The 22357-nt window shown below is 72.9% G+C and carries 15 protein-coding genes; 9 read left to right on the plus strand and 6 right to left on the minus strand.

From position 1 onward, the window contains the following. Nucleotides 1-278: 278 nt before the first annotated feature. Together ACW9TB_RS23605 and ACW9TB_RS23610 are read right to left on the minus strand one after the other, a co-directional pair. Nucleotides 279-1499 carry a Tm-1-like ATP-binding domain-containing protein gene (locus tag ACW9TB_RS23605; RefSeq protein WP_472750228.1) on the minus strand — a complete coding sequence of 407 codons (1221 nt, stop codon included), beginning with the start codon at nt 1497-1499 and terminating at the stop codon, nt 279-281. A 116-nt stretch (nt 1500-1615) separates the two neighbouring features. After that, nucleotides 1616-1975 carry a PRC-barrel domain containing protein gene (locus tag ACW9TB_RS23610; protein ID WP_472750229.1) on the minus strand — a complete coding sequence of 120 codons (360 nt, stop codon included), beginning with the start codon at nt 1973-1975 and terminating at the stop codon, nt 1616-1618. 301 nt (nt 1976-2276) lie between these two features. Between ACW9TB_RS23610 and ACW9TB_RS23615 the strand changes: the two genes are divergently transcribed. Beyond that, a complete protein-coding gene (locus ACW9TB_RS23615) occupies nt 2277-2795 on the plus strand; it encodes a VOC family protein (protein ID WP_472750230.1) in 519 nt (172 codons plus the stop codon). Nucleotides 2796-2863: 68 nt separating this feature from the next. Then, nucleotides 2864-3520, plus strand: a complete 657-nt coding sequence (locus ACW9TB_RS23620) for a TetR/AcrR family transcriptional regulator (protein ID WP_472750231.1) — start codon at nt 2864-2866, stop codon at nt 3518-3520. Nucleotides 3521-3656: 136 nt separating this feature from the next. Here ACW9TB_RS23620 and rhaI read toward each other — a convergent pair whose 3' ends face one another. The 3 genes from rhaI to rhaS are packed head-to-tail and all read right to left on the minus strand — an operon-like array spanning nt 3657 to nt 6281. Next, nucleotides 3657-4802 carry an L-rhamnose isomerase gene (rhaI, locus tag ACW9TB_RS23625; protein ID WP_472750232.1) on the minus strand — a complete coding sequence of 382 codons (1146 nt, stop codon included), beginning with the start codon at nt 4800-4802 and terminating at the stop codon, nt 3657-3659. Nucleotides 4803-4816: 14 nt separating this feature from the next. Next, entirely contained in the window at nt 4817-5134 is a 318-nt protein-coding gene (locus ACW9TB_RS23630; protein ID WP_472750233.1) for an L-rhamnose mutarotase, read from the minus strand. A gap of 58 nt (nt 5135-5192) precedes the next feature. Next, nucleotides 5193-6281, minus strand: coding sequence for a rhamnose ABC transporter substrate-binding protein (gene rhaS, locus ACW9TB_RS23635; RefSeq protein WP_472750234.1), 1089 nt, complete (start codon nt 6279-6281; stop codon nt 5193-5195). A 796-nt stretch (nt 6282-7077) separates the two neighbouring features. Between rhaS and ACW9TB_RS23640 the strand changes: the two genes are divergently transcribed. The 7 genes from ACW9TB_RS23640 to ACW9TB_RS23670 all read left to right on the plus strand — a co-directional run bounded on the left by ACW9TB_RS23640 (nt 7078) and on the right by ACW9TB_RS23670 (nt 18313). After that, nucleotides 7078-7665: a nucleotide exchange factor GrpE gene (locus tag ACW9TB_RS23640; RefSeq protein WP_472750235.1), complete on the plus strand. Its 588-nt coding sequence runs from the start codon at nt 7078-7080 to the stop codon at nt 7663-7665. Next, the gene (locus ACW9TB_RS23645) at nt 7665-9248 is read left to right on the plus strand and encodes an Hsp70 family protein (protein WP_472750236.1); all 1584 of its coding nucleotides are present in this window, start codon (nt 7665-7667) and stop codon (nt 9246-9248) included. The genes ACW9TB_RS23640 and ACW9TB_RS23645 overlap by 1 nt, the downstream gene beginning before the upstream one ends. Nucleotides 9249-9252: 4 nt before the next feature. Next, nucleotides 9253-11913, plus strand: a complete 2661-nt coding sequence (locus ACW9TB_RS23650) for a hypothetical protein (RefSeq protein WP_472750237.1) — start codon at nt 9253-9255, stop codon at nt 11911-11913. Nucleotides 11914-12040: 127 nt separating this feature from the next. Beyond that, nucleotides 12041-13207: a TRAFAC clade GTPase domain-containing protein gene (locus ACW9TB_RS23655; RefSeq protein WP_472750238.1), complete on the plus strand. Its 1167-nt coding sequence runs from the start codon at nt 12041-12043 to the stop codon at nt 13205-13207. A 3-nt stretch (nt 13208-13210) separates the two neighbouring features. Continuing rightward, nucleotides 13211-15748, plus strand: coding sequence for a GAP1-N2 domain-containing protein (locus ACW9TB_RS23660; protein ID WP_472750239.1), 2538 nt, complete (start codon nt 13211-13213; stop codon nt 15746-15748). Between the two features lie 214 nt (nt 15749-15962). Beyond that, nucleotides 15963-17765, plus strand: coding sequence for a TRAFAC clade GTPase domain-containing protein (locus ACW9TB_RS23665; protein ID WP_472750240.1), 1803 nt, complete (start codon nt 15963-15965; stop codon nt 17763-17765). Between the two features lie 215 nt (nt 17766-17980). After that, a complete protein-coding gene (locus ACW9TB_RS23670; protein WP_472750241.1) occupies nt 17981-18313 on the plus strand; it encodes a YnfA family protein in 333 nt (110 codons plus the stop codon). Between the two features lie 159 nt (nt 18314-18472). On the opposite strand, the gene ACW9TB_RS23675 is transcribed toward ACW9TB_RS23670, so the two are convergent. After that, on the minus strand, nt 18473-22351 hold the full coding sequence (locus ACW9TB_RS23675) for a S8 family peptidase (protein ID WP_472750242.1): 3879 nt from the start codon (nt 22349-22351) through the stop codon (nt 18473-18475). Nucleotides 22352-22357 lie beyond the last annotated feature (6 nt).

Below are 22357 nucleotides of genomic sequence, written 5' to 3' on the forward strand. Positions count from 1 at the left end.
GAAACGGGAACAGGTCAGGCGCGGACCGGCCGATCGCGGCGCGGGCGGCGCACCACGCGAACCCGCCGACCACCGTACGGACAAGGGACGGTAACGGAACGCACGCGGACCAGCCGACCACCGCGTGGGCAGCGCACGGTAGTGGACCACGTGCGGATCGGCCGGTCGGGGCGGGGGCGGCGCGCCGCGCGAACCCGCCGACCGCCCTGCGGGCAGGGCCCGGTAGCGGACCACACGCGGATCGGCCGACCACCGCGCGGGCGGAAGGTGGTGGCGGGTCATACCGCGTACCTGGCGGTGATCATCAGGTGCAGCCGGTCGGCCATGGCGCGGCCGAAGGCGGGGTCGTTGACGTGCAGGTCCAGCTCCTCGACCTCGACGGCCGAGTCTCGCAGCCCCTCGATCAGGGCCTCGAAGCAGGACTCGTCGGCCTTGGGGTCGCGGAAGGGCGCCCCCTCGGCGTCGAGGGCGGAGACGCCGCCGCGCGGGACGAACAGCACGGTCGGGCCGTTGGCCGCGCCCAGCTTGGCGGCCATCCGGCGGCCGAGCTCGCCCATCTCCTCGGCCGTGGTGCGCATCAGGGTCACGGTCGGGTTGTGGACGTACAGCAGGCGGTCTCCGAACTGCTCGGGGACGGTGTCGCGGGGACCGAAGTTGACCATGTCCAGCGCGCCGGGGGCGACCACCTGGGGCACCCCGCGCGCCCCGGCCGCGGTCAGCCGGTCGGGACCGGCCGACAGGACCCCGCCGACCAGGTCGTCCGCGAGCTCGGTGGTGGTGAGGTCGAGCACGCCCGAGATCAGGCCGCTCCCGGCGAGCGACTCCAGGGCCCGCCCGCCGGAGCCGGTGGCGTGGAAGACCAGTACCTCGTACCCCAGCTCGTCCAGCCGCTCCCTGGCGGCGTCGACCGCGGGCGTGGTCACGCCGAACATCGACGCGGCCACGAGCGGGCGGTCGTCCTCGACGACCGGGGACGCGATGCTCACCATTCCGGCCATCGCCGCCGCGGCGTTGCCGAGGATGCGCGCGGAGACGCGGTTGACCCCGGCGAGGTCGACGACGCTGTACATCAGCGTGACGTCCTTGGCCCCCACGTAGGGGGACACGTCGCCGGAGGCCATGGTGGAGACGATGAGCTTGGGAAGGCCGATCGGCAGGTCCCTGACGGCCCGCGCCGCGATCGAGGACCCGCCGCTGCCGCCCACCGCGAGCACGCCGTCGAGACGGCCCTGGGCGTACAGCTCGGCGAGGACCGCGGCGGCGCCCTCCCCCATCGTCGTGACGGCCGCTCCCCGGTCACCGGCCGCGCGCAGCACCGCGACGTCGGCCCCGGCCGCCAGCGCGACCCGGTCGTTGCCGACGTCGGCGGGCACCCGGGCCTCACCGATACCCGCGTCGACCAGGACGACCTCGCAGTCGAGGGCGAGCAGCCGGTCGTGGAGCCAGGCGTACTCCCACCCCTTGGTGTCCAGCGTTCCCACCAGGCCTATCGTCGGCATCTCGCGCCACGCCCCTCTGTTCGCAGACCTTTTCGCCGTTGTCCCGTACGGCGCCGTTCTCGCTGTTGTCGCTGTCGCGGTTCCCGCCTCCCGGGACCCGTACGACGCCGTACCGGTCAGAGCGCGGCGGAGAAGGTGCCGTAGTAACCGCCCAGCTCCTGGCGGTAGACGCTCTGCCGGTAGGTCGCCGCGTCGTACTCCGGCGCGTCCTGGATCTCCTGCTTGGTTCGCGAGATGTGCATCTTGCGCTCGTTCCGGTCGATCCGGGTCACCGTACTGGCCGGGAGCACGACCTTCCTGCCGGAGAGCCACGAGCCGACGTCGACCACGACGTAACTGTCATCGGTCACGTTGCTCTCCTCCTCCACCAGCCCGACCTTGCCGTCGACGGCCTCCACGTCGAAGCCGATGACGCTCATCGTCTCGTCGGGACCGTAAACACCCTCGCGATAGCTCCACAGTCCTTCGCTCGTCATGTGCGGGCTCTCCTCGTCATGATGTTGTGGACCCCCGCCTACCCGTGGCGGCCACGGTAAACGGTGCATGAGGTGGCCGTCGTCCGCCAGGAGGCGGGCCGTACGGCGTGCGAAAGACGCCCGGAGGATCATCGGGCCGCCCGGGGGCGCGAAGGACCGTTCCCGGATTTCCCGCCGCGTGGAAAAATCGCTGATGAGGCGGCTGAACGACCCACCCGCGAGGCGCGCGGCACGGGCCATGCCACTAGAATGTGATTCTAGGATTGGGCCGGCCTCCCGGCCCCGACCGCGAGGAGCCCACGTGCACGACGTCTCACCGGAGCTCCGGGAACTCGGGGCCGTCTTCGACCACACGGCCGTCGCGGCGCCGCGGATCAGGGATCTCCTGCCCGTCTACCGTGACCTGCTGGGCGGGGCCTTCCGCAGCGGCGGCGACAACCAGCTCGGCGGCTACCGGGCCCTGCAGCTCACCTACCCGGGCGGCGGCAAGGTCGAGCTGATGGAGCCGCTCGCGGGCTCCACCTTCTTCGACAGCTTCTTCGAGCTGACGCGCGGCCGGGGCGGCGTGCACCACCTCAACTTCCACGTGGACGACATCGACCTCGCGGTCTCCCTGCTCACCGAGCGCGGCTACCGCCTGCACGGCCTCAACCTGGGCGACCCGAGGTGGCGCGAGGTGTTCCTGCACCCCAAGGAGGCCCACGGCGTGCTGATCCAGCTCGCGAAGCGCGGCCCGCGCGACGCCGTGCCCGTCCCCTCCCTCGACGACGTGCTGGCCGGGCGGGGATACCGAGGCAACGGGATTCCCAGCCCCTCCTGACCACGGCACATCATCGGGCGGGACGGAACCGCGGGACCCCTCCGTCCGGCGGACAGCGGGAGGGACGGATGACACGCAAGCCGGGCACCTGGGAGTGGAGCCGCACGGCGCAGACCCGTACGAGCATGCTCGAAGCCGCCAGGGAGGTCTTCACCGAGCACGGTTTCGCCGACGCCGGGGTGGCCGAGGTCGTCGAGCGCGCGGGCCTGAGCGTCGGCAGTCTCTACCATCACTTCGGCGGCAAGACCGAGCTGTTCCTCGCGCTGTGGGAGAGGCACCAGGCCGAACACGAGGAGAACGCGGCCTCCGCGGTGGCGAAGGCCCGCCGGTCGGGCGTCCGCGACCCCCTGGAGCTGTTCGTCGCCGGTGCCCGCGCCTTCCTTGAGGGGGCGTGGGAGCGGCGGGACCTGGCCCGGCTGTTCATGGACGGTGGCGGGCCTCCGGGCTTCGAGCCGCTGCGCCGCGCGCGCGGCCGTGAGTGGGTACGGCAGAACGGTGTCCTGCTCGGCGCGGGCGGCACCTCCCTCGACCGCCTGACGGCCGCCGTCCTGACGTCGGTCATCGGCGAGGCGGGCCGCGAGGTGGCGACCTGCGGCACCGAGGCGGAGGCGGAGCGGATCGTCGAGGCGGCGATCGAGCTGATCCGCCGCCTCGACCCGCTGCGCGCCCTCTCGGCCTCGGCTCTCCCCCCGGCCTCCGGCCCGGCCGGGGAGCCGCCCGCCTGAAACCCTCCGTTGAAGGAGACCGGGGAGGCTCGTACGGTCCGCCACTGGGCCGCTCGTACGGGCGGGCGGGCGTCGGACGCGGGCGCGAGGGCGGAGGCAGGCGCGGAGGCGAGGACGAGGGGCAGGCGCTGGGGCGTCAGGCGCCCCAGCCCGCCTGGGCGCCGCCGACCCGCTCGGCGGCGATCTTCTCGAAGTAGCCCGACCTGGCGTACGCCGCCATCGGGTCGGGGTCCAGCCCCCGGTCGGCGCGCACCTCGGCGAGCAGGGGCCGCACGTCGGTGTTGTACGCGTCCATGACGACCGCGTTGGCCCCGAGCACGTCCCCCGCCGACTGCGCCCTCGCCAGTGCCTCCCGGTCGACCAGCAGCGCCTTGGCCGTGGCCTCCTGCACGTTCATCACCGACCGGATCTGCCCGGCGATCTTCGGCTCGATGTTGTGGCACTGGTCCAGCATGAACGCCACGTCCTCGGTGAACCCGCCCCCGCCGATCACCTCGACCATGATGCGGAACAGCTGGAACGGGTCGGCCGCCCCCGCCATCAGGTCGTCGTCGGCGTAGAAGCGGGAGTTGAAGTCGAACCCGCCCAGCTTTCCCTCGCGCAGCAGGAACGCCACGATGAACTCGATGTTGGTGCCGGGCGCGTGGTGGCCGGTGTCCACCACCACCTGGGCCTTGGGCCCCAGCCTCAGGCAGTGCGCGTACGCGGTGCCCCAGTCCGGCACGTCGGTGGCGTAGAACGCGGGCTCGAACAGCTTGTACTCCAGCAGGAACCGCTGGCCCTCGCCCAGCCGCTCGTACACCCGGCCCAGCGCCTCGGCCAGGCGGTCCTGGCGGGCGCGGATGTCGTCCTGGCCCGGGTAGTTGATCCCGTCGGAGAACCACAGCTTCAGCGTGCCGGAGCCGGTGGCATCCATGATGTCCACGCAGTCCAGCAGGTGCGCCAGGGCCTTGGCCCGCACCCGCGCGTCCGGGTGGGTGACGCTGCCCAGCATGTAGTCGTCGTCCTGGAACACGTTGGAGTTGATCGCCCCGATCCGCACCCCCAGTTCCGACGCGTGCGCGGCCAGCGCGGCGTAGTCGTCGACCCGGTCCCACGGGATATGCAGCGCCACCTTCGGCGCCACCCCGGTGAACGCGTGCACCTGGGCGGCGTCGGCGAGCTTCTCGAACGGGTCCCTCGGCACCCCCCGCTGCGCGAACACCTTGAAGCGCGTTCCCGAGTTGCCGTACGCCCACGACGGGGTCTCGATGACCTGCGCCCGCAGCGAATCCTTGATCATGAATTGGTCCCCGATCAGTTGAGGTGGAAGACTTCTTCCAGCGAGACCATGCCCTCGTCGGGGCGGCCGTCGAGGCTCTCGAAGAACGGCGCCATCTCGGCCTGCCACCGGGCGTTGACCTCGGTCGCGGCCATGGCCCCGCGGGCGGCCTCGAAGTCCTCGGTCTCCAGGTAGCCGACCAGCAGCCCGTCCTCCCGCAGGAAGAGCGAGTAGTTGCGCCAGCCGGTGGCGCTCAGGGCGTCGAGCATCTCGGGCCACACGGCGCGGTGGCGCTCGCGGTACTCCTCCAGGCGCTCCGGCCGTACCTTCAGCAGGAAGCAGACACGCTGCACGAGATGGCCTTTCCCGGGTGCGGCCCACGTCTTCCGGACGCGGGCCGCGCCGGTGACGTCAGAAGTCGAACTGGTCGATGTTGGAGGCGTCGAAGGTGAACGGCGGCCCGAGGATGATCTCCCCGTCCCTGCCGATCGTCCGCTCGCCGAGCCTGCCCGCCTTCAGGACCTCGCCCTCGGCCCCGGTGATCTGCCCGGAGGCCAGCGCCGCCGCCGCGTACGAGGCCAGGTAGCCCAGGTCCTTGGGGTTCCAGAGCGCGAACTTCTCGACCGTCTTGTCCTTGACGAACTGGCGCATCTGGTTGGGGGTGCCCAGCCCGGTCAGCACGACCTCACCCTTGTACTTGGAACCGGAGATGTAGCGCGCCGCCGCCGAGATGCCCACCGTCGTCGGCGAGATGATCCCCTTCAGGTCCGGGTACGCCTGCAGCAGCCCCTGGGTCTCCTGGAAGGACTTCTGGTCGTCGTCGTCGCCGTAGGCCACCTTGACCAGCTTCATGTCCTTGTACTCGGGCTTGCCGAGCTCGTCCTTCATGAACTCGATCCAGGTGTTCTGGTTGGTCGCGTTCGCCGTCGCCGACAGGATCGCCACCTCGCCCTTGCCGCCGATCAGCTCCGACAGGAGCTTCACCTGGCTGCGCCCGATCTCCTCGGAGTTGGCCTGGTTGATGAACAGGTCCCGGCACTCCTTGGAGGCGTCGGAGTCGTAGGAGACGATCTTCGTACCCTTGGCCCGCGCCTGTCGCAACGGCCCGCACACCGCGTTGGCGTCGTTGGCCGCGATCAGGATCGCGTCGTGCCCCTGCTGGGTCAGCGTGTTGATGTACGACACCTGAGAGGAGGCCGAGGCGTCGGAGGGACCCACCTCCTTGGCCTCCGCCCTGAACTCGGCCGCCGCCTCGATGCCCGCCTTGTCGACGATCGTCTCGTACGGGTTGTTGATCTGCTTCGGCAGGAAGGCGATCCTCAGCCCTTCCTTGATCGGCGCGTTCGGGTCGGCCTTCGCCGGAGCGGAGGAGGCGGGGGCCGCCGGGGCGGCGGAACCCACCGAGTCCTTGGTAGTGCCTCCGCCGCAGGCCGCCAGGCCGATCGACAGCAGACCGGCCACCACCACGGCCGGAACGGACCTTCGCGGAACAGTGAACATAAGCGCTTCCTCAGGAAGTGGGGGGCGATCGAGCTCCTACCAAAAAACGATTTAACCGGTTGAGCTGGACAGTAGAACCATGCTCCGGCAGGTGTCAATGGCACATGAACGCGCTGTTTCCTTAGCGTTACACGACTTCCCCGGCATTACCCGACACCCGTCCCGGGCGGCCCGACTTCCCCGGGGAAACCCGCCGGACCCGCGGCCGGGCAGCCGGAGCCGCCATCCGTTGTCACGTTTTAACCGTTTCGACGGCCGGAGGGACGTGGTGCGGCGGTTCCCGTCGGCGGGATCAGGCGGGATCAATGGCACTCGCTGGGCTCGCTCGGCTCGGCGGACGTCGGCCTCATGGTGCGGCGGTTCCCGGCGGCGGGATCGATGGCACCGCCCCGGGCCTGCGAGGGGACATCGCCTCTGAACCCCGACCCCGACCACACGCGCGGGCGCGATGTGGCGTGACCGCCGCCGCTTTCCGGGGCCGATCGGTAGTGTTTCAATGAGATCGCCGCCCGGACCCCACACCCGGTGCGGCCACGCTGTTCCCACGCGTCCTGGCCGTGCCCTCCGGACCGGCCGGGCGGTTACCGCACGTCGGCGGGCCCCCTCGCCGAGCACGACGCACCAGGCCCGTCCGCCGTCCGACGGCGGTGCGCTCCCGGGCCCTCACGGCGACCTGACGTGACCTGATGTGACCCGATGTGCCCCGACCACAGGAATGCGGATGCTGCCACACTCCCCCGGACAACCCCTCCCAGCGGCGGACCCCGCTCCCCCCGGAGCGAACGAGGTGGGCGAGGTGCTCGAAGCCCTCACCCACCTGGCCGAGCAGGTCGCACGCGAGCACGAGCGGGCCGCTCACCGGGAGCAGATCATCGACCGGCTGCACGCGGAGAACCAGGAGTTGCGGCACGGCCTGCTGCAGGAGGCGCTGGCCCCGGTCAGGGCCGGGCTCTACCGCCTGTACGACACCGTGCACCGGGAGGCCGCGCGCTGGCGGGGTCCGGAGACGCCCTCGGCCGCGCACGTCGGGGCGCTGCTGGAGGCGATCACCGAGGAGGTCGCGGAGGTGCTCGCCCGTACCGGGGCCGAGCGCGTCGAGGCGGCCCCCGGCGACCCGTACGACACGGCCCTGCACCGGCCGGTGCGGACCGAGCCGGTGGAGGACGGCCGCGACGGCCTGGTCGTGGCGGTGCTCGCCGACGGCTTCGCGACCGGTGACCGGGTGCTGCGCAAGGCGGGCGTGGTCGTCGGCAGGACCCCGGCCCAGGCCCCGGAAACCCGGGCTCAGGCCCCGGGCGGTGACGGGAGGGAGGAGCGGCACGAGGGGAAGGCCGCGGAGCGGGACGACACGGCGGCACAGAACGGCGACGAGGGGAACGTGTGATGGCTGTTCACGGCATCGACCTGGGAACCACCTACTCCTGCATCGCGGGGGTCGACGACATCGGGCGGCCGACGGTGCTGCGCAACCAGGAGGACTCCGACACCACCCCGTCGGTGGTGTTCTTCGAGACGCCCGACAACGTCGTGGTCGGCGCGACCGCCAAGGACAGCGCGGTCGTCGAACCCGACCTGGTGGTCAGCAGGATCAAGCGGGACATGGGCCACGAGGTGACGCGCACCATGCACGGCCGCCCGTACACCCCCGAGGAGATCTCCGCATTCGTACTGCGCAAGCTCGCCGGGGACGCCCGGGTGGCGACCGGCGAGGAGGTCGCCGACGTGGTGATCACCGTCCCCGCCTACTTCGGCGCGGCCGAGCGGGACGCCACCCGCAAGGCCGGGCGGATCGCCGGTCTGAACGTCATCGACATCGTCTCCGAGCCCATCGCCGCGGCCATCACCTACGGCGTGCTCAACCCCGGCCAGGACTGCCGGATCCTCGTCTACGACCTGGGCGGCGGCACCTTCGACACCACGGTGATCAGCCTGCGCGGGGGCGACATCGAGGTGGTGTGCACCGACGGCGACCACGAACTCGGCGGCGCCGACTGGGACGACCGGCTGGTGGAGCACATGGCCGAGCGGTTCCGCGGCGAGCACCCCGACGTGGGCGACCCGCTGGAGGACAGGCAGACCGAGCAGCAGCTGCGGCGCGACGCCGAGGAGCTGAAGAAGACCCTGACCTCCCGGACCCGGCACGTGGTGCGCGTCATGCACGAAGGCCGGGTGACCAAGGTGGAGCTGACCCGCGAGGAGCTGGAGTCGCTCACCCGCGACCTGCTTGACCGTACGGTGGAGATCACCCGCAGGACCGTCGCGACCGCCGCGGGCAAGGGCGTGGACGGCTTCGACCACCTCGTCCTGGTGGGCGGCTCGGCCAAGATGCCCGCGGTGACCGAGGCGCTGCGCGAGGAGTTCGACGTCACCCCGCGATTGCAGGACCCTGACCTGGCCGTCGCCAAGGGAGCCGCGCTGTACGCGTTCGAGGAGACCTACCGGCGGCTGCTGAGCGCGGGCGAGGGGGCGAAGGCCGAGGAGATGGCGCTCCGGGCGGGCCTGTCCGGCGGCCAGCGCGAGCAGATCGCCGGGCGGACCATCAAGACGGTCGCCTCCCGGGCCTTCGGGATCAGGACGACCGAGCGGAGCAGCCGCCGCGAGTACGTCGCCCACCTCGTCCACGCCAACGACCCGCTGCCCGCCGACGTCACCCAGGGCTTCGCCACCCTGGACGACTTCCAGACCCACGTCGCCATCGAGGTCATGGAGCAGGCGGGCGGCATCGCCTCGGAGGAGCCCGAGGACAACGCCAGGATCGCCGAGGGGGACCTGCGCATTCCTCCCGGCAAGCCCGCCGGGTACCCCATCGAGGTCACCTTCGCCCTCGACGCCTCCGGCCTGCTGCGGGTGACCGCCCGCGAGCACGAGACCGGCGAGCGGCTGGAGCTGAGCGTCCAGATCGGCGGCATGTCCGAGGAGGACGTGACACGCTCGCGCAACGCCCTGGCCCGTGTCCAGGTGAACTGAGCCGATGCCCTTCGACGAGGAGCGCTACGTCCGGGAGGTACTCGACCCGGCCAGGCAGGCGGGCGGCACGCCCCCGGAGGACCTGCGCCTGCGCTACCAGCTGCGCGAGTCGATGAGCGGCGCCGAGGTCACCTCGGCGGTCAAGCAGGTCCGCCAGTGCTGGCGCCGCCAGCGGCAGATGCTGAGGTTCCGCCGCCTGGTCGACCGTCTGGAGGCCGACCACGCGGGGTACGCCCCGATCTTCGCCGCCGCGGCGGAGGGTGACCTCGGGCCGCTCCGCGCCGAGCTGCGCAGGGCGGGCGAGCGCGCGGGCGAGCGGCTGGAGGGCCTGCGGCGCAGGCTTGACGACGCCGCCGGGCGGCTGCGGATGCTGCCCCCCGAGATCGTGCTCTCCATCGCCAGGTCCGCCGGGGCCGGGCCGCGCGACGCCGAACGGCTCGCCGCCGAGCTGGGCGTCGAGGTGGCCGAGCCCGACCGCCTGCCCGAGGCGCCCCCGTACTCCGGGTACGCCAAGGCCCGCGAGGCCCTCGACACCCTCGGCAGGCGCCACCTGGCCGAGTTCGTCTTCGGGGAGTCGTGCGAGGGGATGCGGGTGCTGGGCGCCGTCTCCGTGCCCGGGGCGCCGTCCCTGCCCGGCCGGATCGACCAGGTGGAGGCGGAGTGGGGACGCAGGACGCGCGGCCCGTGGACGACCGGCGCCGGTACGGTGCTGACCGCGCTGCGCAACACCCCCGACCCGGCCGAGCTGATCCGCTACGACATCGTGGCCCGGTTGCGCGAACGGGTCCGCGAGCACCCGTACGACGACACGCTGCTGCGCCACGCCGTCGAGGAGCTGGACCTCGACCCGGCCGACGCCCGGCGGCTGGTCTTCGCGGTACGCCACGAGGGCGGGGCGGCGGGCGGTCCCGCGGCCCGGCTGCGCGAGCTCGTCGACGCCGGGGAGGTACAGGCCGCCTCCGACCTCGCCGAGGCGCTGGACGGCCTGACCGGCGAGGCCGCCGAACTCGCCGTGGAGGTCCGCGCCCGGCTGGCCGAGGCCGTACGGCTGCGCGACCTGGCGCTGACCTCCGGCGACCCGGACAGGGCGTGGATCGCCGTGCAGGACGCCCTGCGCAGGGTGCCCGACCTGCCGGGGGCGGCCGACCTGCTCGCGCGGCTGGCCCCGCACCCGGCGCGGGAGCCGCGCGCCGAACCGCGCGACGGTGCCGTGACGGTCACCTGGCGGCCCTCGTCGTCGCGGGCGGGCGAGATCTTCTACGAGGTGCTGCGCGACGGCGTCCCGCTTCCGCTCTCGGGTCCGGGTTCCGAGGCGGGTCCGGGGGCGGGCGGTGCTCCGCCGGGCGCGACCGGTGAGGTCCCGCCGACCGGGAACGGTGAGGTTCCGTCGGTCGCGACCGGTGAGGTTCCACCGGGCGCGACCGGTGGGACGAGTGTGTGGGACGGTGCTCCCCCGGTGAACGTCCCGGTGACGTACGCGGTGGTCGCGCGTCGCGGTGAGGCCCGCGCCGTGCCGGTGGCCGCGGCGCCGGTGGTGGTGCGGCCGGAGCCGGGCGAGGTGCGGCTGGTCGCCGGGGACGGCGTGGTGACCGGCAGGTGGGTCACTCCCCGCGAGGCGCTGCGCGTGGTGGTCACGCGCGACGGGCGGCCGGTGCGGGTGGAGGGGTCCGGGTTCCGGGACCGCGAGGTGACCAACGGGACCGATCACGTGTACGTGGTCAGCGCCGTCTACCCCGGCCCCGGCGAGAGGACGACGGCCACCCCCGGCGTGCGCGCGGCCGTCACCCCGCACGCGCGCCCCGAGCCGGTCGCGGAGTTCGGCGTGGAGCCCGATCCGTCGGCGCCGGGGCGGCTGGTGGTGCGCTGCGCCGAACCCCCGTCGGGTAGGGTCGAGTTCCTGTCGCTGGAGACGGCGCCGCCCTGGCCGTACGGGAGCACGCTGTCCCTGGACGAGGTGGGACGGGCGGGCACGACCCTGTCCGGCACCCCGATCGGGGGCGGGTGGCTGGTCCGCCCGGCCCACGGTTCCGGGGTGCTGGTCGCCCTCACGGTGGCGGGCGGCGTGGCGACCGTCGGGGCCCACCGCGAGCACCTCACCCTCGCGCGGCCCCTGGGACTGGTCGCGCAGCGGCGCGGGACCTCGATCCTCGTCGGGTTCGACTGGCCCGCCGAGGTACCGGAGGTCGAGGTGCGGTGGTCGGGGCGGTCGCTGCGGGTCGGCGCGGCCTCGTACCGCGCCCAGGGCGGCGTCCGGCTCGACGCGCCCGAGGACGAGCCGGTGACGGTGGAGGTGGCCCCGGCCGTCGTGGTGCGGGGTGAGCGGGTGTGCGGCCCGGCGGCGACGGTGTCCCTGGAGGCCGTCGTGCCCGTCGGCTACGACCTGCTCACCCGGGGGCCGCCGTGGAAGCGCTCCCTGGTGGTCGAGGTGAGTTCTCCGCGACCGGTGCGGGTGGCCCGGCTGACCCTGGTACTCAGGCCGGGCCCCAACCAGCCGCGCTCGCCGGAGCAGGGCCGGGTGCTCGCCGAGTGGACGGAGGTGACGTCCCCCGCCCGCTTCACGGTCCCACTGCCCAGGCAGGCGGGACCGTACTGGCTGAGGTGTTTCGCGGAGGGCGACGTGGAGCTGGTCGATCCTCCGGTACGCCGGATGAGGTCCACCGGGTGAAGCGCGCGGGAGTTCGCGGGAGTTCGTGGGAGCTCGCGGGTGTGGCTCACAAGATGGCGTTCACGGGACAGCGTTCACGAGATCACGTTCGCGAGAAGACGTTCGCGGGATGGAAACGAGGCGGAAATTGATCACGTGTCCGTACTGCTTCGCCCGGGTGGCGCGTGACCGCGTCGCCTTCCGCTGCGCGGGGAGGGCGGGGCACGGCACGGGCTGCGATCCCCGGGCCGACGAGGTCCTCGGCCGTCACCGGGGAGGCCCCGCGCCGTCGCTGCCGCCGGTGTTCTCGGTCCGGCGCCCCGGACGGCGAGCCCCGTGCCCCGGCTGCGGGCGTGAGACGGGGTGGCGGGCCTGCCCCGAGTGCCACAGCAGGCTGCCCGCCGAGTACTGCGCCAACCCCGGGAAGATCGTCGCCCTGGTCGGCGCGAAGGGGTCGGGCAAGAGCACCTACATCGCGGTCCTGCTGCACGAGCTGATGAACCGGGTGGGCGCCGAGCTGGACGCCTCGCTGGTCCCCTGCGACGACCGCACCATCGAGCGCTACCGGCAGGACTTCGCCCGCCCGCTGTACGGGGAGCGGCGGCTGCTGAGCACCACCCAGCCCGCCGTGACCGACCTGCGGCGCGACCCGCTGGTCTACCTGCTGACCCGTACGGTCAGGGGGCGGATCCGCAGCCGTACGGAGTCGCTGACCCTGGTGCTGTTCGACACCGCGGGCGAGGACCTGCGCAGCAGGGACGTCACCGAGCTGCACCTTCGCTACCTGGCGGCGGCCGACGCGGTGATCTTCCTGGTGGACCCGCTGGAGCTGCCGGGGGCGAGGGCCGCGCTGAGCGGCACGGCGCTCGCCCGGAGCGGCTCCCTGGAGGACGACCCCGACAGCGACCCCGTCAACGTCATCGGCCGGGTGACGGAGCTGCTGCGCCGCCACGACGGCGGGCGCCTGCGGATCCCGGTGGCCGTCGCGCTCAGCAAGATAGACGCGCTCGGTCCCGCGCTGGAGAGACAGTCGGCGCTGCACCGGGCCAGGGCCCCGCTGGGCGCCCTCGACCTGGACGACAGGGAGGCCGTGGACGAGCAGGTCCGCGCGCTGATGGACGAGTGGCAGGCCGGGATGGTGGACCGCTACCTGCGCCAGAACTACACCGACCACGCGTTCTTCGGGTTGTCGGCGCTGGGTGCCGTGCCCGAGGCGGACACCGTCGGTGCGGGCGGCATCCGGCCGTACCGGGTCGAGGACCCGCTGCTGTGGCTGCTCTACAGGTTCAAGATGCTCGACGGCGTGCGGAGGTAGGGCGTGGCCTGGCAGCTGCACTACACGTCGGCGGAGTCGGGTCCCACCGGCCGCGCCGGGTTCCAGTTCGTCGCCCAGAGCCCCGGCCTGCCCGACGGGCTCGCGGGCGCGGTGGCACGCCACCTGACGTACCGGCCGCCGCCGGGGGCGCCGCTGTCGCCCAGCCGGGGGCAGATCCTCGCGATGCCCGCCGCGCTCGGCTACACCCCGCTCGACCACGGGCCCGGCGGAGATTCGGGGCTCGGGGCGGTGCTGGCGCGCTGCGTGTACCTGGGCCGCGACTACTCGGGCCGGTACGGCAACTTCCTCGGCCACGCCGTCCTGCTGACCGGGGACGACCTCGTGGGCCTGCGGCCGGTGGAGTTCTGGCGGGCGCCCCTGTGGTCGGACACACCCGCCGCGCCCGGCACCGAGCTGCCCGAGCTGGCCGAGCTGACCCCGGGCAGCTCGGTGGACCCCGAGTCGCTGGGCGCCTGGCTCGCCTCCGGCGGCGAGGACGCCTACCGGTGGCTCGGGCTCCTGCTGCGGACCGTGCACGGGGCGCTGGTCCGGGGGCACGGACGGCTGGTGCTCGTCACCGGCGACGTCGAGGACGTGGTGCGCTGGATCGCGGTGATCTCCTACTCGCTGCCGTGGACGGCCTCGGCGAGGCTGTCCTTCCTCACCTACAGCGCCGACCCCGCCTCGGCCCCCCAGATGATCGTCGGTACCACCCCCGACGTCTGGCTGCCCTCCGACATCGACGCGACGGTGGCGGAGCTGGACGAGGCGCCGCCCGATGCCGAGACCGGCAGGTTCGCCGGTACGGTCGTCGGCTTCTGGCGCCGGATGGACCTGGACGGCATCGACGCGCTCGGTGAGTTCGGGGACGAGGACCCGGAGACGGTGGCGGCCCTGCTGGCCCTGTGCCGGGGGGACGGCTCGGTCTCGGCCGCCGAGCAGTCGGCCGTCGCCGGGCTGATCGCCTCGTCGGAACGGCCGTCCGCGGACGGGTCCCCGGCCCCGCCGTCCACTGGCCCGTCGTCCGGCCCACGGGCCGATCTGTCGGCTGCTTCATCGGCCGGACGGTCGGCGGTACCCGGATGGGTCTGGGCCGACCTGGGGCGGGCGGCCGGTCTGATGGGGCACGAGCTGGCGGCGGCGGTGTGCGCGGCGGGTCCCCCGGAGGCCGTCGCGCCGTGCGCCGTCCGCTGTGCCGCGCTGGCCATGCGTGACCCCTCCCTGTCGCCACCCGCCCGGCCGCTGACCGTACGGGACGCGAAGGCGCTCGCCCCCGAGGCCGCGGCGGCACTTGGCGCGGTCCGCGACCTCGCGACGCTGGCCGGGGTGGTCAGGACCGCCGACGCCGCCGGGGTGCCCCTGGACGCGACGGTTGTCGAGCGGACGGCCGCCGAACTGGTGAGGTCGGGCGCCGAGGGGCTCGCGGAGGCGGTGGGGCGGGTCCCGCACGGCTGGCGCGAGACGGTCCTGACCGGCGCGGTGACCGGACTGGAGGGCACCTCCCCCGAGGTCAGGTCGAGCCTGCTGACCCCCGAGGTGTGCGCGCTGCTCGCCGTCCGCGACTGGCCCGCCGCCCCGCGTACGGGAGCCGAGGTGCTCCGATGGCTCGTCGAGTCCGGCAGACTCGGCCGGGTCGAGGCGACGATCGCGCTGGTACGACTCGCGTGGCCCGCACCGGGCGAGGAACCGGAGGGGAATCCGGGCGGGGAGACGACCGGAGAGACCGGTGGAGAAGCCAACGGAGAGAAAGCCGGGGAGACGGGCGGAGGGACGGCCGAGACCTTCGGGAAGACGCCCGGTGACACAACCGGGAAAACGAATGAGGAGACGACCGGGGAGACGGTCGAAGATACGGACGGGGGGCGCGACGCCGTCCTGGCCTCCATCTGGCGGGACCCGCCGGACACCGCCGAGTGCACGCTGCTGCTGCGGACGCTGGGCGACGCGATGAACGTCTCCACCCACCTTCTCGACCTGCCCGCGCGCGCCTTCCACCGGGCCGGGCTGAAGGGCCCCGAGGTGGAGGGACTGGCCGAGCAGGTCAGGCGGAGCATGTCCGGCGGCTACCCGGTGGAGGACGCGGAGACCGCGCTCATCGCGTCGCGGCTGGCCGGTGCGCCCACCCCCGCCGAGGCGGCCCGCGCCGTCGACCAGCTGACCGAGCTGACCCGCCAGGGCGACAAGAACCTGGCCCCGCTGGCGCGCAGGACGGCCGCGGCGGCACTGGCCGGACGCGACCCGCGCTTCCGTACGACCGTGATGAAGCGGAGTTCGGAGCGGACGCGGCGGTGGCTGGTGTCCGCGTGGCTCTCCACGAGGATCGACCGTGACGAGCAGCTCGCCCTGCTGGAGGTCGCGATCCGGCTGCGGGGCGGCGGGGTGGTGATCGCGACCCTCGACGAGTGGGCGCGTTCCCATGTCCGTAACTGGTCGCTGTTCGGGTCGGTGGAGGCCCGCTTCAAACGGGACCCGGAGCTGGCGGCCGGGCTGCGGGAGCTGACCGGTCCCAAACGGCGGCTCTTCGGCCGGGGCGAGCGCTGATGCGCGCCGCGCCGGCCCGGTCACGAAGAACGGCCCCGTCCCGACCGGAGGAGACCACCACGGCCCGGAGGCGCAAAAGAACCACCACACCCCAGGGGCATGGGGCAATCACCGTGCCCCGAAGGCACGGAGGAACCAGGGCAGGGAGGACCGTCCCGGACACCGGGGGGATGACCGGGGGGATGACCGGCGGGCGCGCACCGGGCGGGCGCTGATGTGGATCTTCGTGGTGGCGCTGTGGGTGGTGGCCGTCTGGCTGGGCGTCACGGCGGCGACCGTCCTGTTCCCGCTCACCCTGGCCGTCAGCACACTGGGCGCGATCGGCGTGTACTTCACGCACGCGGGACGGGTCCTGCTGCCCGCCCCCGTGTCCGGTCCCTCGCCGGTCACGCTCCCCTCGGGCGACCGGGACGGCGACCCGGTCTACCCGCACTACCTGGTACGGCAGGTCTGGCGGGACTGGTGGGCCGTGATCAACTCCGCGCTGCCCGCCATCGGCGACACTGCGGGCACTGTCGTCTCCGCGACCACCCGCAGGCTGATGGGCGACGTCCGGGGCTTCTTCCTGTTCCCGATCTGGCTGGCGATCTGCGGGGGCGTGGTGCTGGCCGCCGTACCGCTGGCCGCCGTCGGCGTCCTGTTCGCCGCCGTCCACGGCGTGACCGTACTGGCGGGCATGCTGGCCTGGCTGGCGTGCGTGGCCGTGCTGCGCGGGCTCGAACAGGCGCTCGCGCTCGTACGGCGGATCCTGCAGACCTGTCCCTATCCCGGCTGCTACGAGCGGATCACCCTGCCGCACTACTCCTGCCCCACCTGTGGCGCGCGGCATCGCAGGCTCACCCCCGACCTGAACGGCGCGGTCCGGCACGTGTGCCGGTGCGGTACCCGGCTGCCGACGACGATCCCGCTGGGCCGGTTCCGGCTGCGGGCCCACTGCCCGGAGTGCGGCCGCGCGCTGCCCTCCAGGATCGGCCGGGTCAGGGTGGAGCCCCTGCCGTTCGTCGGTGGCCCGGACGCGGGCAAGACCACCTTCATGGCCCTGGCCGTCAACGCCCTGCACGGCTCGGTGACCGCGGCGGGAGGTCACGCGCTGTTCGCCGACCGGGGCGACGAGATGTCCTTCCGCCGCCTGCGCGAGCAACTGCGGGCGGGCAGGGTCGACAAGACCGGCACCGACCTGCCCCGGGCCGTGATGCTGGACGTCAGTGTCCCGGCGCCCCGGCGACGGGAGGGTAACCGGATCCTCTACCTGTTCGACCCCTCCGGCGAGCACTACACGGGCGCCGCCACGGTGGAGGCGATGGGCTACCTCGCCCACGGCGAGGCCCTGTTGCTGGTCATCGACCCGTTCGCGCTGCCCGAGGTGCAGGACCACCTGCTGGCCGCCGAGCGCGAGGACCTGGCCGCCAGGGGCGTGGTGCTGTCCGGGGAGGACCCGGCCGACACCTTCAGCCGGGTCGTCACCGAGCTGGCCGCCCGCGCCGACGGGGGCAGGCAGCGGCGGGTCGCGATCGTGCTGACCAAGGCCGACCTGCTGCGGGGGATCGCGGCCGGGCGCGGCGCCGAGGACGACCTGCCGGGCTGGCTGACCCGGATGGGGATGGGCAACCTCGTACGGGAGGTGACCCGGCGCTCGGTCGCGCTGCGCTACTTCGCCTCGGGACTGCCGCCCAGGGGCGAGGAGATCGCCGAGCTGATCGGCTGGCTGGTGGGCCTGCCCCTCGGCCGTACCCCCGCCGGGCCCGCGACGGGCGACCCGGTCGATCCAGGCGATGCGGTTGATCCGGGCAATCCGGGTGTCGGCGACCTGACCGCCGGTGACCCGCGCACGCCCTGGACGCCGTCGTCCCGCCCCGCCGGTCTGCTCCCGGTCAGCTATCTCCTCGCCCGCCGCATGATCTTCGGCGTCACGGCCCTGCTCTCCGCCGGGCTGGTCGTCCTGCTGGCCGCCGTCCTGTGGCGGATGTACGCGGGCGACGCGACGGCCCTGTTCTCCGCGGTCCCCGCGGGCTGGTGAATCGCGCTCCCGGCCGGGAAGTCCGGAGGGTCTTCGTCGGGGAGTCGCGGAGACCTCCGGCCCCGAATGAGGAAGCCGTCCCGTCTTCCCCGCGCGGGAGCGACTCAGGAAGTGTCCGCGATCCTGTTCCCGCCTTCCCCGCGCGGAGGCGACGGACCCCGTCAAGGTGAGACCGACACGCGGGGCCGGGGCGTGGGAACCGCTATTTTCCCGGCATGACGATCGCCCGTTCACTGCTGTTGTTCGCACTCGCCGCCGTCGCCGAGATCGGCGGCGCCTGGCTGGTCTGGCAGGGGGTCCGCGAGCAGCGGGGACCGCTGTGGATCGCCGCCGGGGTCGTCGCGCTGGGGGTGTACGGGTTCGTCGCCGCGTTCCAGCCGGACGCGAACTTCGGCCGGGTCCTGGCCGCCTACGGCGGGGTGTTCATCGCCGGGTCCCTGCTGTGGGGGATGCTGGCCGACGGTTTCCGCCCCGACCGCTGGGACCTGATCGGCGCGGGCGTGTGCCTGGCGGGGGTCGCTCTGATCATGTACGCCCCGCGCGGCTGAGCATTTACAAACTCCCACAAAGTGCTCAACGACCCTCAAACGAGTCTGAAACAACGCGGCGCGGCCTCACCACCCTGTCTCGAAGCCCCGAAGCCCCGAAGCCCGGCCACCTGGCCCCCGGACGGAATGTCCAGGGGCCAGGCGGGTGAGCGGGAGGGTTCAGCGGGTGGCGTAGGCGCGGATCACCTCCTGCCTGAGGGTGTTGCCCTGCTTGTCGGAGGCGTTCAGCCGCAGGGAGACGAAGCCGTTGCCGCCGGACTCCCGGTCGAGCCGCGCCCGGTAGGACCCGGCGCCCGTGGAGGTGAGACTCCGCACGGGCTTCCATCTCGCTCCGTCGTCGTACGACACCTCCAGTGAGACGTTCTTGACGGTGCTTCCGGCCGAGCCCTCCTGGTGGTACAGCGTCAGGCCGATGGAGGAGGGGTTGCCACGGTTCTGCTTGTCGAGCGCGATGTCGTAGTCGGCGAGAAGCAGCGGGATGACGGGCTTGACGCCCTCCACCGGGCGTTCCGAGGTGAACGTCCAGACGGAGCCGGTCCGCGTCGAGAGCTTGGCCCAGGTCGCCTGGTTCTCCACGGTGAACTCGACGCGGTAGCCCGCCTTCTCCGCCGGGAGGTCGATGGCGCCCGCGGGCATGTAGTCCGTCTCCGAGATCAGTTCATCCCCCTTGTACAGCTTGAACTTGGTGCGCAGTCCCCGCTCGAAGTCGCTCGTGTACGCGGCGGCGAAGTTGCGGCTCGCGTCCACGAAGCCCTGCATGGAGATGAACAACAGGTCGCCGTCCCTGTGGACCGGGTTGCGCGGGTCGACCCCCGGCGTCAGCGGCTGCTTGAACCAGGTGAGGCCGGTCTTCTGCCCCGGCCGCTGGTAGACCCGGAACTCCGGCTCGATGAGCACCACGCGCGGCGTCTGGGGACGCGGCCACGCGTTGTTGTACGGCCGCTCGGGCGTGATCACGGAGTTGTTCCAGCGCACCTCCGGGTCGGGGACGATGTAGGTGACCCGGGTGCGGGGCGTACGGGGCAGGGGCAGGCTCGTGGTGACCGAGGCGGTGTCCCAGGGCTGGAAGGCGAAACGGGCCTCGTTCGCCGTCACGTCATCGGCGAGCTGGGTGTGGAAGTCGGCCTCCTCCCTGGCCAGCGACCTGGTGTTCACGACGTAGCGCAGGTCGTCGGGCACCCGGCCCTTCTCCCGCAGGAACAGGTCGTACTGGTAGGGGCTCGTCACGACCCCCTTGGCCGTGACCGGCACCGGGACGCGGCGCGCCAGGGAGAGCAGCTTCTCCCCCTCCTCCCGTGACAGCCACACCGTCGGCACGGTGAGCTTCACGACCACCCCGCCCGGGGAGGGGTTGGCTCCGGGACGGTCGTTGTAGATCGCCACCATCTTCGCGCCCGCGGCGGCCGCGTTGTTGGACTGGACGGCGGGCGGGATCTCGTCGCTCCGCCGGATCAGGGCCAGCTTGCCGCGCAGCTTCCCGCCCCTGAGGTCCTCCGGCCTGCCCTGCCCGGCGTCGGCGGCGAGCAGCACCTGCGTACCCTCCAGCCTGGGCAGCTCGGTGAAGGAGTCGCTGAACCACTGCGGCGCGTAGTAGTCGGGGTTCAGCTCGACACCGGGTGTCTTCATGGTGATGGCGGGCGCGTCGAGGCGCCATTGGGTACCGACGGAGAAGGTGCCCTTCGTGACCTTCCTCGTCGGCTGGACGAACAGCCGCTCCTCGATCAGCGCCCCGGGCCTGATGTACGTGCCGCTCAGGGTCGGGGTGTCGCCCTTCAGCGCCGACCGGTACCACTTGAGGTACGCGGCGGCCCCCATGTTGCGCTTGGTCTCGTGGTCGGGGGTCTGGACCTTGACCTCGACGGCCTTGCGGGCGTCCAGCACGATCTCGGTGTCCTTGGTGATCCGTAGCTCCGGGTCCCCGGCGAGGCTCACGTTCAGCGGCGTCCCCTCCGAGTTCGTGCTGTCCTCCCAGGCGGGCATCGTGAAGAGGTAGCCGAGCACGGAGTAGGTGCCCTGCGGCACCATCAGGCAGGCGGCCGGACCGGACTCCTCCTCGGGGCAGGGCAGGGTGACCGCCTTCGGCAGGGAGCCGCCATTTCTCGTGCCCCGCTCAAGGTCGAGCACCTCGAACCCGCCGTGCGCCGGACGGCCGTCCCTGGCGACGCCCCTGATCCGCAGTTCCACGAGCGGCTCGGTGATGTTCCCGGTGAGCAGTGTCCGCACGCCCCCGCGCTGCGGCACGCTCGCCACCAGTTCTCCCCGCAGCGGGCCCATCGGGGCACCGGCGGGGTCGAGGGTGACGGTGACCTCGGCCGTGCCCCCGGCCGGGAGGGCGACCGTCGCCGGTGACACGGTGAACGCCCCGGCCGCACTCAGCGCGAGCTGCACGGGCGCGGTGGTGACGTTGCGGTAGGTGAGCGTACGGACGACCCGGCCGGTGTCCTTGACGATGTTGCCGAACGTGAGCGCGCCCTCGGAGGCCACGACCGGTCCGGCGAGCGCCGTGGCGACATCCACCCGGCCGCCGCCCTGCTCGTCGACGGTGTTGCCGTCCTGATGCCTGGCCGTGCCCATCATCAGGGCCTTCAGCTCGCCCGCGCCGATGCCGGGCCTGGCCTGGCGTAGCAGGGCCGCGGCCCCCGCCGCGTGCGGGGTGGCCATGGACGTGCCGGAGGCGCCGGTGTAGAACTCGCCGACATCGGTGCCGAGCACCGTCCCCTTGGCCCGTGCCGCGACGATGCCCACGCCGGGCGCGGTGAGGTCGGGCTTGACCGAGAAGTCGGCGGGTATGGGGCCTCGGCTGGAGAAGCCCGCGAGCTTGTCCGCGCGGTCCACGGCGCCGACGGTGAGCGCCGACGCCGCGTCGCCGGGGCTTCCGACGCATCTGTCACAGCCGCTGTTGCCCGCCCCGATGACGAAGAGCGCGCCGTGACGCCGCGTCAGCTCGTTCACGGCGTAGGTGAGCGGGCCACCGGGGTGCGGGTCGCCGAGGCTCATGTTGACGATGTCGGCGCGCTTCTCGGCGACCGCCCACTCCATGCCGTCGATGATCCCCGATGTGTCGCCAAAGCCGTCCGCGCCCAGCACCTTGCCGTTCAGGAGCTTCGCGCCGGGGGCCACGCCCTTCAGCCGCCCGCCGGAGGCCGCTCCGCTGCCCGCGATGGTGCCGGCGACGTGCGTGCCGTGCCCGTTGAGGTCGGCCGTGTCGTTCTCCCCGGTGAAGTCCCGCGCGTCCGCGACCTTCCCTGCCAGGTCGGGGTGGCCCGCGTCCACGCCGGTGTCGAGCACCGCCACGGTCGTACCGGCCCCGTCGAACCCGGCCGCCCACGCGGCGGGCGCGGAGATCTGCGGGACGCTGTGCTCCAGGGCGGCCCGCACCCGCCGGTCGAGCCAGATCTTGCCGACCCCCGCCAGCGGAGCGGCCTTCCGGTTCTCCGTACGGTCTTGCCGGCCGCTCTCGCTGCGGGCGAGAGCGGCCAGCGCGCCGCCGAGTTCCGCGGCCTGTTTCTTGTCCGCCGACATCCCGGCGCCGCCGATGCTCTCCAGGCGGCGCGTCAGGCTGGTCCCCGGTATCGCGGGCGGCGCCGCGGCGGCGGCGAGGGCCCGGTCGGTGTAGGTCATGATCAGCGGGACCGTCCCGCTGGCGGAGTCGGCGCCCCCCTGGCCGATCAGCGCCGTCACGTTGAACAGTTCGGGATCGAGGCGGCTCGGGACCAGGCCGATGACGTCGTTGGGGATGACGCTGACCTCCCCCTTGTCCTCCCGCACCTGGAACGTCGGGGTGTGACCGTCCTCGCGGCGGGCCGGGGTGACGGTGGCCGCCTGGCGTCCGCCGTCGAGGATCCTGACGTGGACACGGTCGCCGGTCACCAGCGTGACGTCGAAGGTGTCTGGTTTCGTGGTGAATGTGCCCGGTTTGGCCGGGGCGGCGTCCGGGGCGTTCCTCGCCTTGGCGTTGTCGATCGCGGCGGACGCGGGTGCCCCGAGTGTGGCACCGCACGCTGTGGCCACGGCGACGGCCGCTACCCATCTTCGCATCAACGG

The sequence above is a fragment of the Streptosporangium sp. H13245 genome, from assembly GCF_055690525.1.

What these genes read in the sequence shown, in the direction of transcription:
- ACW9TB_RS23670 (WP_472750241.1), top strand. Translation starts at nt 17,981, where the DNA reads ATGACGATCGCCCGTTCACTGCTGTTGTTCGCACTCGCCGCCGTCGCC.
- ACW9TB_RS23610 (WP_472750229.1), bottom strand. Translation starts at nt 1,975, where the DNA reads ATGACGAGCGAAGGACTGTGGAGCTATCGCGAGGGTGTTTACGGTCCC.
- ACW9TB_RS23620 (WP_472750231.1), top strand. Translation starts at nt 2,864, where the DNA reads ATGACACGCAAGCCGGGCACCTGGGAGTGGAGCCGCACGGCGCAGACC.
- rhaI (WP_472750232.1), bottom strand. Translation starts at nt 4,802, where the DNA reads ATGATCAAGGATTCGCTGCGGGCGCAGGTCATCGAGACCCCGTCGTGG.
- ACW9TB_RS23605 (WP_472750228.1), bottom strand. Translation starts at nt 1,499, where the DNA reads ATGCCGACGATAGGCCTGGTGGGAACGCTGGACACCAAGGGGTGGGAG.
- rhaS (WP_472750234.1), bottom strand. Translation starts at nt 6,281, where the DNA reads ATGTTCACTGTTCCGCGAAGGTCCGTTCCGGCCGTGGTGGTGGCCGGT.
- ACW9TB_RS23665 (WP_472750240.1), top strand. Translation starts at nt 15,963, where the DNA reads ATGTGGATCTTCGTGGTGGCGCTGTGGGTGGTGGCCGTCTGGCTGGGC.
- ACW9TB_RS23675 (WP_472750242.1), bottom strand. Translation starts at nt 22,351, where the DNA reads ATGCGAAGATGGGTAGCGGCCGTCGCCGTGGCCACAGCGTGCGGTGCC.
- ACW9TB_RS23650 (WP_472750237.1), top strand. Translation starts at nt 9,253, where the DNA reads ATGCCCTTCGACGAGGAGCGCTACGTCCGGGAGGTACTCGACCCGGCC.
- ACW9TB_RS23645 (WP_472750236.1), top strand. Translation starts at nt 7,665, where the DNA reads ATGGCTGTTCACGGCATCGACCTGGGAACCACCTACTCCTGCATCGCG.